This window comes from Rhodocyclus tenuis (genome assembly GCF_014197755.1).
Classification (GTDB): Bacteria; Pseudomonadota; Gammaproteobacteria; order Burkholderiales; family Rhodocyclaceae; genus Rhodocyclus; species Rhodocyclus tenuis.
On record NZ_JACIGE010000001.1, the window covers coordinates 250,070 to 263,507 of the forward strand.

Genomic DNA, 13,438 nt, shown 5'->3' on the forward strand with positions numbered 1-13,438 from the left:
TCGAGGCATCGAACGCTGCACGCCAAGTGCGCGCCGCAATGGAAACCCGCCTTCGCTGCAAGGAATGTCCGTGCATCTCATCCTTGTCGACAGCTCCCCTGCGCAACGGGCGTTCATCGCCTCGGCCCTCGCTGATCGCGCGGCCCGGCTCAGCACCCTCGGCTGTGCCGACGCGGCAGCCGGGCTGGTGACGACGAGTGCGGGAAACAACGGCCAAGGCAGCGCTGACGGCATCACGGTCCTGCTCGTCAACTGCGCACAGGAGGAAGCGAGCGGTCTGGCGCTGTTGCGCCGGATCCGGGCGAACGCGCAGTTCGCGACAATGCCGGCAATCCTGCTCACGCCAGCCGTCAGCGATGGCGCGCTGGAGTATCTGATCCCCGCAGCGCTTGAGCTTGGCGCACGCTACGCGCTACCTGATGACGGAGACGCCGAGGCCCTGCGCTTTGTCATCGACGCCCTGCGGGATGACGCCGCACGCAACGCAACAAGAGCAGACGAAACGGCTGGCGGGCGGCGCCAATTACGTGCCGCGAGTTTTGCGGTCCGCAGCTTGGACGACGCGAAGTGTCTTGCTCCCGTGCTCGCCGCGGCAACGTCACGCCACAGCGCCGCAGTTCTTGGCATCTCGGAATTGCTGATCAACAGCATCGAGCACGGAAACCTCGGCATTTCGTACGCGCGGAAGAAGGAGCTCATGCTGCAGGGACGCTGGCGGGAGGAGATTGAACGACGTTCTGCCCTCCCCGAAAATGGCCACAAACGCGTTCGAATCCGCCTGCGCCGCACCGCCGACGGGGCCTATATTCAGATCAGTGATGAAGGACCCGGCTTCGATTGGCGGCAGTATCTTGAATTTGACACAAGACGCGCCAACGACCCGAATGGCCGCGGCATTGCGGTTGCCCGGATGACCAGCTTTGACTCGCTGGATTACCTCGGCGGCGGCAACGTGGTCGTCGCCAGGATCAAGGCGCCGATCTGCAGCAAGGACACAAAATCATGATTACCGGCGAACTCGGCCTGCTCGGCGCGCCCATCAGCTTGCGCATACTGATCATCGCCCCTGCAGGCGACGCGACCGCGATGCTCAAGGACTCCTTCTGCCGTCTCGGCCACTCGGCGGTCTGCGCAGCCACCGCCGACGAAGGGCTGCAGTGCTTTGTCCGCATGCGCCCGGATGTTGTCCTGGTCGACCTTGATCTGGCGCAAATGGGCGCTCTGGCGCTGGTGGGGCAGTTGCGCGCAGGGATTAGCGAAGAGTGGACACGCATCGTGCTGCTCGGCACGACGGATCGCGAGGATGATATCCGCGCCGGTCTGGCCGCAGGCGGCGACGATTTTTTCAGCAAGCCGATCAGCCTTGCCTTGCTTGAAGCGCGCTGTCACTGGCTGCAGCGATCACTGGCGGCACAGCGGCAGGCGATCCTTTCGCTGAAGCGTATCAACGCCATCTCCGACAACGTGCTGGACGCCATCGTCACCATCGACAGCAGAGAGACGATCGTCGCCTGCAACGCTGCCTGCGAAAGGATTTTCGGCTGGAAGCGCAGCGAGATGCTTGGCCAGAATGTGCGCTTGCTGATGCCGGCGCCGTTCAGCCGTGAGCACGCTGATCACGTCGCCACCTACATCCACGGCGGAGCGCCGCACATCATCGGCATCGGTCGCGAGACGCTTGCTCAACGCCGCGACGGCAGCGTCTTTCCCATCGACATCGGCGTCAGCGAAGTACGTATGGACGACGGGCGGCTGTTCGTCGGCATCATCCGCGACATCAGCGCACGCAAGGAGAGCGAACGCCGATTGCGGGAAAGCACCGAGCTGTTGCAGCGCTACCACGATGAAGCCGAGGCCGAAGCCTTGCTCGCGCGCAGGCTGATCGAAAGGCACTTGCAGCGTCCGGGCCTGAACGACCCGCAACTCAGTTACTGGTTTATCCCCGCCAACAATTTCAGCGGTGATGTCCTTGCCGCGACACGTTCTGCCTGTGGACGACGTTACGCCATGCTCGCCGATGCCACAGGCCATGGACTGACGGCGGCGATCAGCGCACTGCCAGTGCTCGCGATCTTTTACGGCATGGCAAAAAACGACGCGCTGCTGACTGACATCGTCGTCGAGATCAATTCGCAGCTCCGGCAATCGATGCCGGTCGGACGCTTCGTCGCCGCAGCACTCGTCTGCATCGACGAGTCGCAGCACGCTGGCGAAATATGGGTGGGCGGCGTACCCGACGCGCTGTTGCTCGATCACACGGGCAGCGTTGTCGTGCGTTTTCCTTCGCAAAGTCTGGCGCTCGGCGTCGTAGACAGCGACCGCTCGATGCGCGCGATGAGGTCCTTCGCCTGGACCGAGGGTTCACAGATGCTCTTCTATTCCGACGGCCTGCTTGAGGCCAGCAATGCCACGGGCGAAGCTTTCGGCTGGGAACGGCTGCTGGCGACGCTCAGCGAAGCCGAAGCGGCAACACGCGCGGAGGCCTTGCGTACGGCCTTCACCCGCCATCTCGGCGCGGCCATCGCGCATGACGATGTCTCGGCCTTGCTACTGCATGCGGCGCCGCCCGCCTGATGCTGCCGCCATCGCGGCGACAAGCGCTTCGCCGCTGACGTTGCTTCGTACCTGTCCACACTCCATAATCGACGCTTGCCGGCTCGGTGGCGTCCTTCGCGCCGCGCTGCAGACGCGTCCGATTTTTCCACTCCAACATCCCCGAACGAGGTAAAGATGAAGATCCTGACCACGGTAGCCGCTTCACTAGTCGCCGCTTCACTATTTTCGCCTGCTGCTTTTGCCGACGAGCTGACGGGGACGTTGAAGAAAATCAAGGACACGGGTTCGATCACGCTCGGCCATCGCGAGTCGTCGATTCCCTTCTCGTATTACGATGACCAGCAGCAGGTGATCGGCTATTCGCAGGAGCTGATGCTCAAGGTAGTCGACGCGGTCAAAGCCGATCTCAAGCTGGCCAGGCTTGACACCAAACTGATGCCGGTGACGTCGGCGAATCGCATCTCGCTGGTGCAGAACGGCACCATCGATCTGGAATGTGGCTCGACGACCAACAACCTTGAACGGCAGAAGCAGGTCGCCTTCTCCAACACCATCTTCGTCATCGGCACGCGCCTGATGACGCGCAAGGATTCGGGCATCAAGGACTTCCCCGATCTTGCCGGCAAGAACGTCGTTACCACCGCCGGTACGACTTCGGAACGTCTGCTGCGCAAGATGAACGAGGAGAAGAAGCTGGGCATGAACATCATCAGCGCCAAGGACCACGGCGAGTCCTTCCTGACGCTGGAAACCGGCCGTGCCGTCGCTTTCATGATGGACGACGCGCTGCTCTACGGCGAGATGGCCAAGGCCAAGCGCGCCAGCGACTGGGCGGTGGTCGGTACGCCGCAATCTTTCGAAGCCTACGGTTGCATGCTGCGCAAGGACGATCCGGCGTTCAAGAAACTGGTCGACGGAGCGCTGGCGAAGGCCATGACTTCGGGCGAAGCCGAGAAGGTCTACAACAAGTGGTTCCAGCAGCCGATCCCGCCGAAAGGCCTGAACCTCGGCTTCCCGCTTTCCGACGCCATGAAGGCGATTTACAAGGCGCCGAGCGACAAGGCTTTCGACTGAACCTGAGCACCCTCTGACAGGGGGCGAGAGTCTCGGCTTTCGCCCCTTTTTGATTCCTCGTAACCGGCATCGCAACATGGCTTACAACTGGAACTGGTCGATCTTTCTCAGCGACACGCCCGCCGGCGATGCGACCTATCTGGGCTGGCTGTTCACCGGCTTGCAGTGGACCGTGACACTGTCGCTGTCGGCCTGGCTGATCGCCCTCTCGGTCGGTTCGCTGTTCGGCGTGCTGCGCACCGTACCCAACCGCGGTCTGGCCTTGCTGGGAACGACTTATGTCGAGATCTTCCGCAATGTTCCGCTGCTGGTGCAGTTGTTCATCTGGTACTTCGTGCTGCCCGAACTGCTGCCGCGAGAACTCGGCGATGCGTTCAAGCAGCTGAATCCGCTGCTGCAGCAGTTTCTCGCGGCGATGGTCTGCCTTGGCCTGTTCACCGGCGCACGCGTCAGCGAACAGGTGCGCTCGGGGATAAACTCCTTGCCGCGCGGCCAGAAGAATGCGGCGCTGGCGCTCGGACTGACGCTGCCGCAGGCCTATCGCTACGTGATGCTGCCGATGGCCTTCCGCATCATCATCCCGCCGCTGACTTCCGAGTTTCTCAATATTTTCAAGAATTCCGCCGTAGCGACGACGATCGGCCTGATCGAGCTTTCAAGACAGGCGCAGCAGCTGGTCGACTACACCGCCCAGCCCTACGAGGCCTTCATCGCGGTGACGGTGATGTATCTGCTGATCAACGTCACGGTGATGTTCCTGATGCGTCGCGTCGAAGTGAATGCGCGCGTACCGGGATACATCGGGGGTAGCCGATGAGCGAGCTTTACGAGTTCGACTGGAGTTCAATTCCGGGGGCGCTGCCGCTGCTCGGCAAGGGCCTGCTGATCACTTTCGAGGTAACGCTGACGGCGATTGTCGTCGGCATTGTCTGGGGAACGCTGCTTGCCATCGCGCGCATCTCAGCGTCGAAGCCGCTGGGCTTCGCAGCCGCCACCTACGTCAATCTGTTCCGCTCGGTGCCGCTGGTGATGGTCATCCTGTGGTTCTATCTGATCGTGCCACAGGTGCTGAAGTCCATTTTCGGCGAAGGCATTGCCGACATCCGGCTAGCGTCGGCGCTATGCGCCTTCGCGCTGTTCGAGGCCGCCTACTACTCCGAGATCATCCGTGCCGGCATCCAGTCGGTGCCGCGCGGGCAGGTTTCGGCGGCCTATGCGCTCGGCCTGACGCACGCGCAGACAATGCGCCTGGTGATCCTGCCGCAAGCCTTCCGCAACATGCTGCCCTTGCTGCTGACGCAGGCGATCATCCTCTTCCAGGACACCTCGCTGGTCTATGTGATCGGCCTCTCCGACTTCTTCGGCACCGCGTACAAGGTTGGCGACCGTGACGGACGACTGGTCGAGTTGCTGCTGTTCGCCGGTCTCATTTATTTCATCTTCTGTTTTAGCGCTTCGCAGATCGTCAGGCGTCTGCAGCGGAGGTATGCACAGTGATCTCGATCCGTCAGGTTTCCAAGTGGTATGGCAGTTTTCAGGTGCTCACCGAGTGCACCACCGAAATCCAGAAAGGCGAAGTCATCGTCGTCTGTGGCCCCTCGGGTTCGGGGAAGTCGACACTGATCAAGTGCGTCAATGGTCTGGAGCCCTTCCAGGCCGGCGAGATCATGCTCGACGGGACCTCGGTCGGCGATGCCAAGACCAATCTCTCTAAACTGCGCGCCCGCGTCGGCATGGTTTTCCAGCACTTCGAATTGTTCCCGCACATGCGCATCATCGACAACCTGACGCTGGCGCAGATCCGGGTGCTCGGGCGGGCCAGCGAAGAGGCGAGAGACAAGGGCCTCAAGCTGCTCGAGCGTGTTGGCCTGAAGGCGCATGCGGAGAAGTTCCCGGGCGAACTTTCGGGCGGCCAGCAGCAGCGCGTTGCCATCGCGCGCGCGCTGTGCATGGATCCGATTGCGATGCTGTTTGATGAGCCGACGTCGGCGCTCGACCCCGAGATGATCAACGAGGTACTTGATGTCATGGTGGAACTGGCGAGCGAAGGCATGACCATGATGTGCGTCACCCACGAGATGGGCTTCGCGCGCAAGGTCGCCCACCGCGTCATCTTCATGGATCAGGGGCGCATCGTTGAAGATGCCGCGAAGGACGACTTCTTTGGCAAGCCGCGCTCGGAACGTGCGCAACTGTTCCTGTCAAAGATCCTGCAGCACTGAGCTGTGCACTCGCCACGCGCATGCCGCCGAGCGTGCTGCGGAGGCTAGCGACGAAAAAAAAGCCAGGCACGCAGCCTGGCTTTTTTCTTGAAACGTACAGCCGCGTTCAGGCAGCTTCGGCTTCTTCAACCTCTTCCGGCTGATCGAGCAGTTGCACGTAGGCCATCGGTGCGTTGTCGCCCAGACGGAAGCCCGCCTTGAGGATGCGCAGATAGCCGCCGTTGCGCGTCGCATAGCGCGGGCCGAGAACGTCGAACAGCTTGACGACGATTTCGCGGTCGCGCAGACGGTCGAACGCCAGACGGCGATTGGCCAGACTCGGCTTCTTGCCCAGCGTGATCAGCGGCTCCACGACACGACGCAATTCCTTCGCCTTCGGCAGCGTGGTCTTGATCGTTTCGTGGCGCAGCAGGGAGACCGACATATTGCGCAGCATCGCCAAGCGGTGCGCGCTGGTGCGGTTGAGTTTACGGAGACCCAGACGGTGACGCATTTGTTCTTCCTCTCTTGTACTAGCCGGCGTGCGGCATTACTTCTCGAGGCCAGCCGGAGGCCAATTCTCCAGCTTCATCCCCAAGGTGAGGCCGCGCGCGGCCAGGACTTCCTTGATTTCGTTGAGCGACTTGCGACCGAGGTTCGGCGTCTTCAGCAACTCGTTTTCGGTACGCTGGATCAGATCACCGATGTAGTAGATGTTCTCGGCCTTGAGGCAGTTGGCCGAGCGCACCGTCAGCTCGAGATCGTCAACCGGGCGCAACAGCACCGGATCAACCTGCACCGCCTTCTGGTACTCGACCGGCGCCGAGGTTCCTTCCAGCGCGGCGAACACTTCCAGCTGACCCATCAGGATGCGGGCACCGGTGCGGATCGCTTCTTCCGGCTCGATGACACCGTTCGTCTCGATATCCATCACCAACTTGTCGAGGTCGGTGCGCTGTTCGACACGCGCGCTTTCCACCGCGTAGCTGACACGGCGAACCGGGCTGAACGACGCGTCGAGGACCAGCTTGCCAATCGCCTTGCCGTCTTCGCCGAGGTTGCGCACGTTGCCGGGGACGTAGCCACGACCCTTTTCAACCTTGACCTCAAGCGCCAGCTTCCCGCCGGCGGAGAGGTGCGCGATCACGTGTTCCGGGTTGATGATCTCGACATCGTGCGAAGTCTCGATATCGCCAGCACGAACGACGCCTTCGCCTTCCTTCTTCAGCTGCAGGACGACGTCTTCACGATTGTGAAGCTTGAAGACGATGCCCTTCAGGTTGAGCAGGATGTCGACAACGTCTTCCTGCACGCCGTCGATCGTCGAGTACTCGTGCAGAACGCCTTCGATCGACACTTCAGTCGGCGCGTAACCCGGCATCGAGGAGAGCAGGATGCGGCGCAGCGCATTGCCCAGTGTGTGACCGTAGCCGCGTTCGAACGGCTCCATCACCACGCGGGCCTGCACCGGCGACACGCTCTGCACATCGATGATGCGCGGTTTCAATAGTCCACTGCTTTGCATGTGTTGTCCTTTGCCTGATTCGGTCAAGCCAGGCCGCAATTACTTCGAATACAGTTCGATCACGAGGCTTTCGTTGATCGTGGGCGGCAATTCGGCGCGTTGCGGACGGGCCTTGTAGGTAGCCTTGCCGGCTTTCACATCGACTTCGACCCACTCCGGGAAGCCACGCGATTCGGCAGCAGCGAGTGCAGCCTTGACACGCAGTTGCCCCTTGGCCTTCTCGGACAGCTCGACGACATCGCCCGGGCTGACCTGGAACGACGGAATATTGACGCGACGGCCGTTGACCAGCACGCCATTGTGACGCACCAGCTGACGCGACTCGGCGCGCGAAGCGGCGAAGCCCATGCGATGGACCACCGTATCGAGACGCGACTCGAGCAGTTGCAGCAGGATTTCACCGGTCACGCCACGACGCCGGTCGGCTTCGTGGTAAACCTTGCGGAACTGCCCTTCGAGAACGCCGTAGATACGACGGATCTTCTGCTTTTCGCGCAGATGCACACCGTAGTCGGACAGACGCTGGCCGGACTTCTGGCCGTGCTGACCCGGCGCGTAGGAGCGACGTTCAATCGCGCACTTGTCGGTGAAGCACTTTTCGCCCTTCAGGAACAGCTTTTCGCCTTCGCGGCGGCACTGACGGCATTTCGGATCGAGATTGCGAGCCACAGTTCTTTCTCCTTAAATGCGGCGCTTCTTGGGCGGCCGGCATCCGTTGTGCGGAATCGGCGTCACGTCGGTGATCGCCGTGATCTTCATGCCGAGAGCGTTCAGTGCGCGCACTGACGACTCACGGCCCGGGCCCGGGCCCTTGATCCGCACTTCGAGGTTCTTCACACCACACTCCTGAGCGGCCTTGCCGGCAGCTTCAGCAGCAACCTGCGCGGCAAAGGGCGTGCTCTTGCGCGAACCCTTGAAGCCGGCGCCACCCGAAGTCGCCCATGAAAGCGCGTTGCCCTGGCGGTCGGTGATGGTGATGATCGTGTTGTTGAACGACGCATGAATGTGGGCAATGCCCTCAGCGATGTTCTTTTTGACTTTCTTGCGGACTTTCGTCGCGGTCTTGGCCATGGTTCGTTCCTCTTACTTCTTGCCGGCGATCGGCTTGCGCGGACCCTTGCGGGTACGGGCGTTGGTACGCGTACGCTGGCCGCGCACTGGCAGACCCTTGCGGTGACGCAGACCACGGTAGCAACCAAGGTCCATCAGACGCTTGATGCTCATCGTCACTTCACGACGCAGGTCGCCCTCGACGGTGAACTTGCCGACGTGGTCGCGCAAGCGCTCCATTTCGGCGTCCGTCAGGTCCTTCATCTTTGTTGAACGGATAACCCCAGCCGCGTCACAGATTTTCTGTGCGCGCGTACGACCGATCCCGTAGATCGCGGTCAGCGCGATTTCGGCGTGCTGGTGGTTGGGAATGTTTACCCCTGCAATGCGGGCCATCGACTCACCCCAAATTAGCCAAACTTACGATTATATGTTTAACCGCTACCGGCTCGACGAATCGAGCCGGAACGATCAGCCTTGGCGCTGCTTGTGACGCGGATCCGAACAGATCACACGCACAACGCCGTGGCGCCTAATGATTTTGCAATTGCGGCAGATCCGCTTTACAGATGCCAGCACTTTCATGTTCAGCTCCTGGTTGCTCGGCGTCGGGCGCAGCCAGCCGTCCGCCGAAATACTTCAACTGCGTAGAGATTCGTTATTTTGCGCGGAAAACAATCCGCGCACGGGAAAGATCGTAAGGCGTCAGTTGCACCGTGACCTTGTCACCGGGGAGGATGCGGATATAGTGCATGCGCATCTTGCCGGAGATGAAGCCGAGTACTACGTGGCCATTTTCCAGCTTGACCCGGAAGGTCGCGTTGGGCAGGTTCTCGATGACCTCGCCCTGCATTTCGATAAGATCTTCCTTGGCCATGCTATTTCGCTGTAAAGCCGGAGCCCTTGAAATTTGCCTTTTTCAGCAGACCCTCATACTGATGCGACATCACGTATGCTTGGACCTGCGACATGAAATCCATTGTTACGACAACGATGATCAGCAGCGAGGTACCGCCAAAATAGAACGGCACGTTCCACTTGAGAATCAGAAACTCGGGCAGCAGGCAGACGACGGTGATGTACGCCGCGCCGACCAGCGTCAGCCGCATCAGTATCTTGTCGATGTAGCGCGCGGTCTGCTCACCCGGGCGAATTCCAGGAACGAATGCGCCGCTCTTCTTCAGGTTCTCTGCCGTCTCCTTGGCGTTGAACACCAGCGCCGTGTAGAAGAAACAGAAAAAGATGATGGCCGTGGCGTACAGCATGACGTAGATCGGTTGCCCCGGGGACAGCGACCCCGCGACGTCCTTCAACCAGTGCATCGACTCGCTCGAACCGAACCAGCCGGCGATCGTCGCCGGAAAGAGGATGATCGACGAGGCAAAGATCGGCGGAATCACGCCAGCCATGTTCAGTTTCAGCGGCAGGTGCGAGCTTTGCCCACCGTAAATCTTGTTACCCACCTGACGCTTCGCGTAGTTGACCAGAATCTTGCGCTGGCCACGCTCGACGAAGACCACGAACGCCGTCACCACGCCGACCAGCAGGGTTACCACGATCGCCGTCAGCGGGTGCATTGCGCCGGTGCGAACCAGCTCAAGCAGGCCACCGATCGCGTTCGGCAAGCCGGCGGCAATACCCGCAAAAATGATGATCGAGATGCCGTTACCCAGGCCGCGCTCAGTAATCTGCTCGCCCAGCCACATCAGAAACATGGTCCCGGTGAGCAGCGTCGTCACCGCGGTCAGGCGGAACATGTAGCCAGGATCAATCACCAGGCCGGGCTGCGACTCCAGTGCAACGGCGATACCGATCGCCTGGAACAGCGCCAGAAATACCGTACCGTAACGCGTGTACTGAGTGATCTTGCGCCGCCCGCTTTCGCCCTCTTTCTTCAGCGTTTCGAGCGCCGGCACGGCAACGGTCATCAGTTGCATGATGATCGATGCCGAAATGTACGGCATGATGCCCAGGGCGAAAATCGTAAAGCGCGACAAGGCACCACCCGAGAACATGTTGAACATGCCCAGGATGCCGCCCTGTTGACGGCTGAACAGCTCGCCGAGGACGTTGGCGTCGATCCCCGGAACGGGGATATGCGCGCCAATGCGATAGACGATCAGCGCGCCAAGGAGGAACCACAGCCGGCGCTTGAGATCGCCGAACTTGCCCCCCTTGCCGATTGCGCCGGGATTAGTTGCCAAGAGCCGTCACCCTGTCCGCAACTTACTCGGAAACCGAGCCGCCGGCAGCCTCGATGGCTGCACGCGCACCACGCGTCGCGCCAACGCCCTTGAGCGTGACCTTGCGCGTGATCTCGCCGGAGAGAACGACCTTCGCCGACAGCGCGTGCTGCGCCACCAGATTGGCCTGCTTCAGCGTCAGCAAATCGATCTCGTCAATCGGCAGCAGATTGATTTCCGACAGACGCACTTCGACGTTGCGCGCGTTGGTCAGCGAGACAAAGCCACGCTTCGGCAAACGACGCTGCAGCGGCATCTGACCGCCTTCGAAACCGACCTTGTGGAAACCGCCGGCACGCGACTTCTGCCCCTTGTGACCGCGGCCACAGGTCTTGCCCAGGCCGGAGCCGATGCCGCGACCGACGCGGCGGCGGGCCTTCTTTGAACCTTCGCCAGGCTGAATGGTGTTCAGTTTCACGTTAACCCTCGCACTTCAGCAGGTACGAAACCTTGTTGATCATGCCGCGGACAGCCGGCGTGTCCTGCAACTCGGAAGAGCTGTTCAGACGACGCAGACCGAGGCCGCGAACGGTCGCACGGTGCGACTGCTTGGTTCCGATCAGACTCTTGACGAGCGTGACCTTGATTTTCTTTTCGGACATGATTTACCCCGCGATTTCCGCGACCGTCTTGCCGCGCTTGGCAGCAATTTCCGCCGGCGTGCTCATGGCTTGCAGGCCATTGAGCGTTGCACGAACGATGTTGTACGGGTTGGTCGACCCATGCGCCTTGGCCACGACGTTGGTCATGCCCATGACGTCAAAGACCGCACGCATGGCGCCGCCAGCAATGACGCCGGTACCGTCCGGCGCCGGCTGGATCATCACCGTCGAAGCGCCGTGGCGGCCGATCACCGTATGATGCAGCGTTCCGTGCTTGAGGCTGACCTTGACCATCTTGCGGCGCGCTTCTTCCATCGCCTTTTGCACGGCGACCGGCACTTCACGCGACTTGCCCTTGCCCATGCCGACGCCACCATCGCCGTCGCCAACGACGGTCAGCGCTGCGAACCCGAGGATACGACCACCCTTGACAACCTTCGTCACGCGGTTGATCGATACCATCTTCTCGCGCATGCCGTCATCGCGCTCTTCGGACTGCTGGGGTTTCCTGCCTTGCGGTTTAGCCATTGTTTACTCCAATCCTTGTCCGGGGCCGATCAGAACTTCAGGCCGGCTTCACGCGCGGCTTCCGCCAGCGCCTTGACTCGCCCGTGGTACTGGAATCCGCTGCGATCGAACGCGACTTGTGCAATTCCTGCCTTCAGCGCGCGCTCGGCGACGAGCTTGCCGATCAGCGCAGCTGCGGCGACGTTACCGCCGTTAGCGAGATCCTTGCGGACTTCGGGCTCGAGCGACGAGGCGGCGACCAAGGTCGTCGCACCACACGCCGAGATGACTTGCGCGTAGATGTGGCTATTGGTGCGATGCACCGACAAGCGCACGGTCTTGAGTTCGGCGATCTTGGCCCGGGTTTTACGGGCTCTGCGCAGCCTTGCCTGGTTCTTGTTAATCATTTGGCCACCCTTACTTCTTCTTCGTTTCCTTGAGGACGATGACTTCGTCGGAATAACGAACGCCCTTACCCTTGTACGGCTCCGGCTTGCGATAAGCGCGAATCTCTGCGGCAACCTGACCGACGAGCTGCTTGTCGACGCCCTTGATCAGAATTTCCGTTTGCGTCGGCGTCTCGACCTTGATGCCAGCCGGCATCTTGTGCGCGACCGGATGCGAGAAACCGAGCGTCAGATTCAGCGTATCGCCCTGCGCCTGCGCCCGATAACCGACACCTACCAGGTTCAGCTTGCGCTGAAAACCGGTACTGACACCGTTAACCATGTTGGCGACGATGGCGCGAACAGTGCCCGACAACGCGTTGGCGTTGGCAGCACCATCAACCGGATGGCAGAGCAGACGATCACCGTCCTGCTCGACGCGAACCGCCGAATTGGCAGCAAACGACAGCGAGCCGAGCGGCCCGGTTACGGCAATCGCTTCCGGCGAAATTGCAACCTTGACGCCTTGCGGCAGCGCGATGGGATTCTTAGCTACACGGGACATGGTTACCTCTTACGCCACGATGCAGAGCACTTCGCCGCCAACGTGGCTGGCGCGGGCTTTGCGGTCGGTCATCACGCCCTGCGGCGTCGACACAATGGCGACTCCGAGACCGTTCATCACACGCGGAATATCTCCAGCACCCCGGTAGATGCGCAGGCCCGGCTTCGAGACGCGCTCAATGCGCTCGATGACCGGACGGCCGGCGTAGTACTTGAGGCCAATTTCCAGCTGCGGCTTGCCGTCGTTTTCGCGCACGGCGAAATCGTCGACGTAGCCCTCGTCCTTCAACACCTTTGCAATCGCAACCTTCAGCTTCGATGAAGGCATCGCGACGGAGGCTTTTTCGGCCATCTGCGCGTTGCGGATGCGGGTCAGCATGTCGCTGATCGGATCGCTCATACTCATGTCGTTATCTCCTGCTTACCAGCTGGCCTTGGTCACGCCGGGCACTTCGCCACGCATGATGATTTCGCGCAGCTTGTTGCGACCCAGACCGAACTTGCGATAGACACCGCGCGGACGACCCGTCATCTGACAACGATTGCGCAGACGAACAGGGCTCGAATCACGCGGCAACGCCTGCAGTTCGAGACGAGCGGCAAAGCGCTCTTCCTCGGAACGACTCTGGTCGTTGATTTGCGCGGTCAGCTCTGCACGCTTCTTGGCATACTTTTCGACCATCTTGCGACGCTTCGCGTCGCGGTTGATCAGTGCAAGTTTCGCCATGTT

General features: G+C 61.1%; 21 protein-coding genes. 6 read left to right on the plus strand and 15 right to left on the minus strand.

What is annotated here, in order from left to right:
• The first annotated feature begins 70 nt into the window (after positions 1-70).
• From GGD90_RS01140 to GGD90_RS01165, 6 genes are all read left to right on the plus strand, one after another.
• On the plus strand, positions 71-1,006 hold the full coding sequence (locus GGD90_RS01140; protein ID WP_184414887.1) for an ATP-binding response regulator: 936 nt from the start codon (positions 71-73) through the stop codon (positions 1,004-1,006).
• The gene (locus GGD90_RS01145; RefSeq protein WP_153115116.1) at positions 1,003-2,574 is read left to right on the plus strand and encodes a SpoIIE family protein phosphatase; all 1,572 of its coding nucleotides are present in this window, start codon (positions 1,003-1,005) and stop codon (positions 2,572-2,574) included. The genes GGD90_RS01140 and GGD90_RS01145 overlap by 4 nt, the downstream gene beginning before the upstream one ends.
• 156 nt (positions 2,575-2,730) lie before the next feature.
• Positions 2,731-3,630: a glutamate/aspartate ABC transporter substrate-binding protein gene (locus GGD90_RS01150; protein WP_153115115.1), complete on the plus strand. Its 900-nt coding sequence runs from the start codon at positions 2,731-2,733 to the stop codon at positions 3,628-3,630.
• Positions 3,631-3,706: 76 nt separating this feature from the next.
• Positions 3,707-4,447 (plus strand): amino acid ABC transporter permease, encoded by a 741-nt coding sequence (locus GGD90_RS01155; RefSeq protein ID WP_153115114.1) that lies wholly within the window; start codon positions 3,707-3,709, stop codon positions 4,445-4,447.
• Positions 4,444-5,127: a glutamate/aspartate ABC transporter permease GltK gene (gltK, locus tag GGD90_RS01160; protein WP_153115113.1), complete on the plus strand. Its 684-nt coding sequence runs from the start codon at positions 4,444-4,446 to the stop codon at positions 5,125-5,127. Before GGD90_RS01155 ends, gltK begins: the two co-directional genes overlap by 4 nt.
• Positions 5,124-5,852 carry an amino acid ABC transporter ATP-binding protein gene (locus tag GGD90_RS01165; RefSeq protein ID WP_153115112.1) on the plus strand — a complete coding sequence of 243 codons (729 nt, stop codon included), beginning with the start codon at positions 5,124-5,126 and terminating at the stop codon, positions 5,850-5,852. The genes gltK and GGD90_RS01165 overlap by 4 nt, the downstream gene beginning before the upstream one ends.
• A gap of 106 nt (positions 5,853-5,958) precedes the next feature.
• Here the strand turns inward: GGD90_RS01165 and rplQ are convergent, their stop codons facing one another.
• The 15 genes from rplQ to rpsN form a co-directional block, all read right to left on the minus strand.
• Entirely contained in the window at positions 5,959-6,345 is a 387-nt protein-coding gene (gene rplQ / locus GGD90_RS01170) for a 50S ribosomal protein L17 (RefSeq protein ID WP_153115111.1), read from the minus strand.
• Positions 6,346-6,381: 36 nt separating this feature from the next.
• Entirely contained in the window at positions 6,382-7,356 is a 975-nt protein-coding gene (locus tag GGD90_RS01175; protein ID WP_153115110.1) for a DNA-directed RNA polymerase subunit alpha, read from the minus strand.
• A 39-nt stretch (positions 7,357-7,395) separates the two neighbouring features.
• Positions 7,396-8,025 (minus strand): 30S ribosomal protein S4, encoded by a 630-nt coding sequence (rpsD, locus tag GGD90_RS01180; RefSeq protein WP_153115109.1) that lies wholly within the window; start codon positions 8,023-8,025, stop codon positions 7,396-7,398.
• Between the two features lie 12 nt (positions 8,026-8,037).
• Complete coding sequence (gene rpsK, locus GGD90_RS01185) at positions 8,038-8,427, minus strand: 30S ribosomal protein S11 (RefSeq protein WP_153115108.1); 390 nt, start codon at positions 8,425-8,427, stop codon at positions 8,038-8,040.
• A gap of 12 nt (positions 8,428-8,439) precedes the next feature.
• Positions 8,440-8,802 (minus strand): 30S ribosomal protein S13, encoded by a 363-nt coding sequence (rpsM, locus tag GGD90_RS01190; RefSeq protein WP_153115107.1) that lies wholly within the window; start codon positions 8,800-8,802, stop codon positions 8,440-8,442.
• 75 nt (positions 8,803-8,877) lie between these two features.
• On the minus strand, positions 8,878-8,991 hold the full coding sequence (gene rpmJ, locus GGD90_RS01195; RefSeq protein WP_082397123.1) for a 50S ribosomal protein L36: 114 nt from the start codon (positions 8,989-8,991) through the stop codon (positions 8,878-8,880).
• A 73-nt stretch (positions 8,992-9,064) separates the two neighbouring features.
• The gene (infA, locus tag GGD90_RS01200; RefSeq protein ID WP_015767904.1) at positions 9,065-9,283 is read right to left on the minus strand and encodes a translation initiation factor IF-1; all 219 of its coding nucleotides are present in this window, start codon (positions 9,281-9,283) and stop codon (positions 9,065-9,067) included.
• A gap of 1 nt (position 9,284) precedes the next feature.
• Positions 9,285-10,610 carry a preprotein translocase subunit SecY gene (secY, locus tag GGD90_RS01205; protein ID WP_153115106.1) on the minus strand — a complete coding sequence of 442 codons (1,326 nt, stop codon included), beginning with the start codon at positions 10,608-10,610 and terminating at the stop codon, positions 9,285-9,287.
• Positions 10,611-10,632: 22 nt separating this feature from the next.
• The gene (gene rplO, locus GGD90_RS01210; RefSeq protein WP_153115105.1) at positions 10,633-11,067 is read right to left on the minus strand and encodes a 50S ribosomal protein L15; all 435 of its coding nucleotides are present in this window, start codon (positions 11,065-11,067) and stop codon (positions 10,633-10,635) included.
• Between the two features lies 1 nt (position 11,068).
• Positions 11,069-11,251 (minus strand): 50S ribosomal protein L30, encoded by a 183-nt coding sequence (gene rpmD / locus GGD90_RS01215; RefSeq protein ID WP_153115104.1) that lies wholly within the window; start codon positions 11,249-11,251, stop codon positions 11,069-11,071.
• Positions 11,252-11,254: 3 nt separating this feature from the next.
• Entirely contained in the window at positions 11,255-11,779 is a 525-nt protein-coding gene (gene rpsE / locus GGD90_RS01220; RefSeq protein ID WP_153115103.1) for a 30S ribosomal protein S5, read from the minus strand.
• A gap of 29 nt (positions 11,780-11,808) precedes the next feature.
• Positions 11,809-12,162, minus strand: coding sequence for a 50S ribosomal protein L18 (gene rplR, locus GGD90_RS01225; protein ID WP_153115173.1), 354 nt, complete (start codon positions 12,160-12,162; stop codon positions 11,809-11,811).
• Between the two features lie 13 nt (positions 12,163-12,175).
• Entirely contained in the window at positions 12,176-12,709 is a 534-nt protein-coding gene (rplF, locus tag GGD90_RS01230; RefSeq protein ID WP_153115102.1) for a 50S ribosomal protein L6, read from the minus strand.
• A gap of 9 nt (positions 12,710-12,718) precedes the next feature.
• A complete protein-coding gene (rpsH, locus tag GGD90_RS01235; RefSeq protein WP_153115101.1) occupies positions 12,719-13,114 on the minus strand; it encodes a 30S ribosomal protein S8 in 396 nt (131 codons plus the stop codon).
• Positions 13,115-13,129: 15 nt separating this feature from the next.
• The gene (gene rpsN / locus GGD90_RS01240) at positions 13,130-13,435 is read right to left on the minus strand and encodes a 30S ribosomal protein S14 (protein ID WP_153115100.1); all 306 of its coding nucleotides are present in this window, start codon (positions 13,433-13,435) and stop codon (positions 13,130-13,132) included.
• Positions 13,436-13,438: the final 3 nt, after the last annotated feature.

What these genes read in the sequence shown, in the direction of transcription:
- GGD90_RS01145 (WP_153115116.1), top strand. Translation starts at nt 1,003, where the DNA reads ATGATTACCGGCGAACTCGGCCTGCTCGGCGCGCCCATCAGCTTGCGC.
- GGD90_RS01150 (WP_153115115.1), top strand. Translation starts at nt 2,731, where the DNA reads ATGAAGATCCTGACCACGGTAGCCGCTTCACTAGTCGCCGCTTCACTA.
- GGD90_RS01155 (WP_153115114.1), top strand. Translation starts at nt 3,707, where the DNA reads ATGGCTTACAACTGGAACTGGTCGATCTTTCTCAGCGACACGCCCGCC.
- gltK (WP_153115113.1), top strand. Translation starts at nt 4,444, where the DNA reads ATGAGCGAGCTTTACGAGTTCGACTGGAGTTCAATTCCGGGGGCGCTG.
- rplQ (WP_153115111.1), bottom strand. Translation starts at nt 6,345, where the DNA reads ATGCGTCACCGTCTGGGTCTCCGTAAACTCAACCGCACCAGCGCGCAC.
- GGD90_RS01175 (WP_153115110.1), bottom strand. Translation starts at nt 7,356, where the DNA reads ATGCAAAGCAGTGGACTATTGAAACCGCGCATCATCGATGTGCAGAGC.
- rpsK (WP_153115108.1), bottom strand. Translation starts at nt 8,427, where the DNA reads ATGGCCAAGACCGCGACGAAAGTCCGCAAGAAAGTCAAAAAGAACATC.
- rpsM (WP_153115107.1), bottom strand. Translation starts at nt 8,802, where the DNA reads ATGGCCCGCATTGCAGGGGTAAACATTCCCAACCACCAGCACGCCGAA.
- rpmJ (WP_082397123.1), bottom strand. Translation starts at nt 8,991, where the DNA reads ATGAAAGTGCTGGCATCTGTAAAGCGGATCTGCCGCAATTGCAAAATC.
- infA (WP_015767904.1), bottom strand. Translation starts at nt 9,283, where the DNA reads ATGGCCAAGGAAGATCTTATCGAAATGCAGGGCGAGGTCATCGAGAAC.
- rpmD (WP_153115104.1), bottom strand. Translation starts at nt 11,251, where the DNA reads ATGTCCGAAAAGAAAATCAAGGTCACGCTCGTCAAGAGTCTGATCGGA.
- rpsE (WP_153115103.1), bottom strand. Translation starts at nt 11,779, where the DNA reads ATGGCTAAACCGCAAGGCAGGAAACCCCAGCAGTCCGAAGAGCGCGAT.
- rplF (WP_153115102.1), bottom strand. Translation starts at nt 12,709, where the DNA reads ATGTCCCGTGTAGCTAAGAATCCCATCGCGCTGCCGCAAGGCGTCAAG.
- rpsH (WP_153115101.1), bottom strand. Translation starts at nt 13,114, where the DNA reads ATGAGTATGAGCGATCCGATCAGCGACATGCTGACCCGCATCCGCAAC.
- rpsN (WP_153115100.1), bottom strand. Translation starts at nt 13,435, where the DNA reads ATGGCGAAACTTGCACTGATCAACCGCGACGCGAAGCGTCGCAAGATG.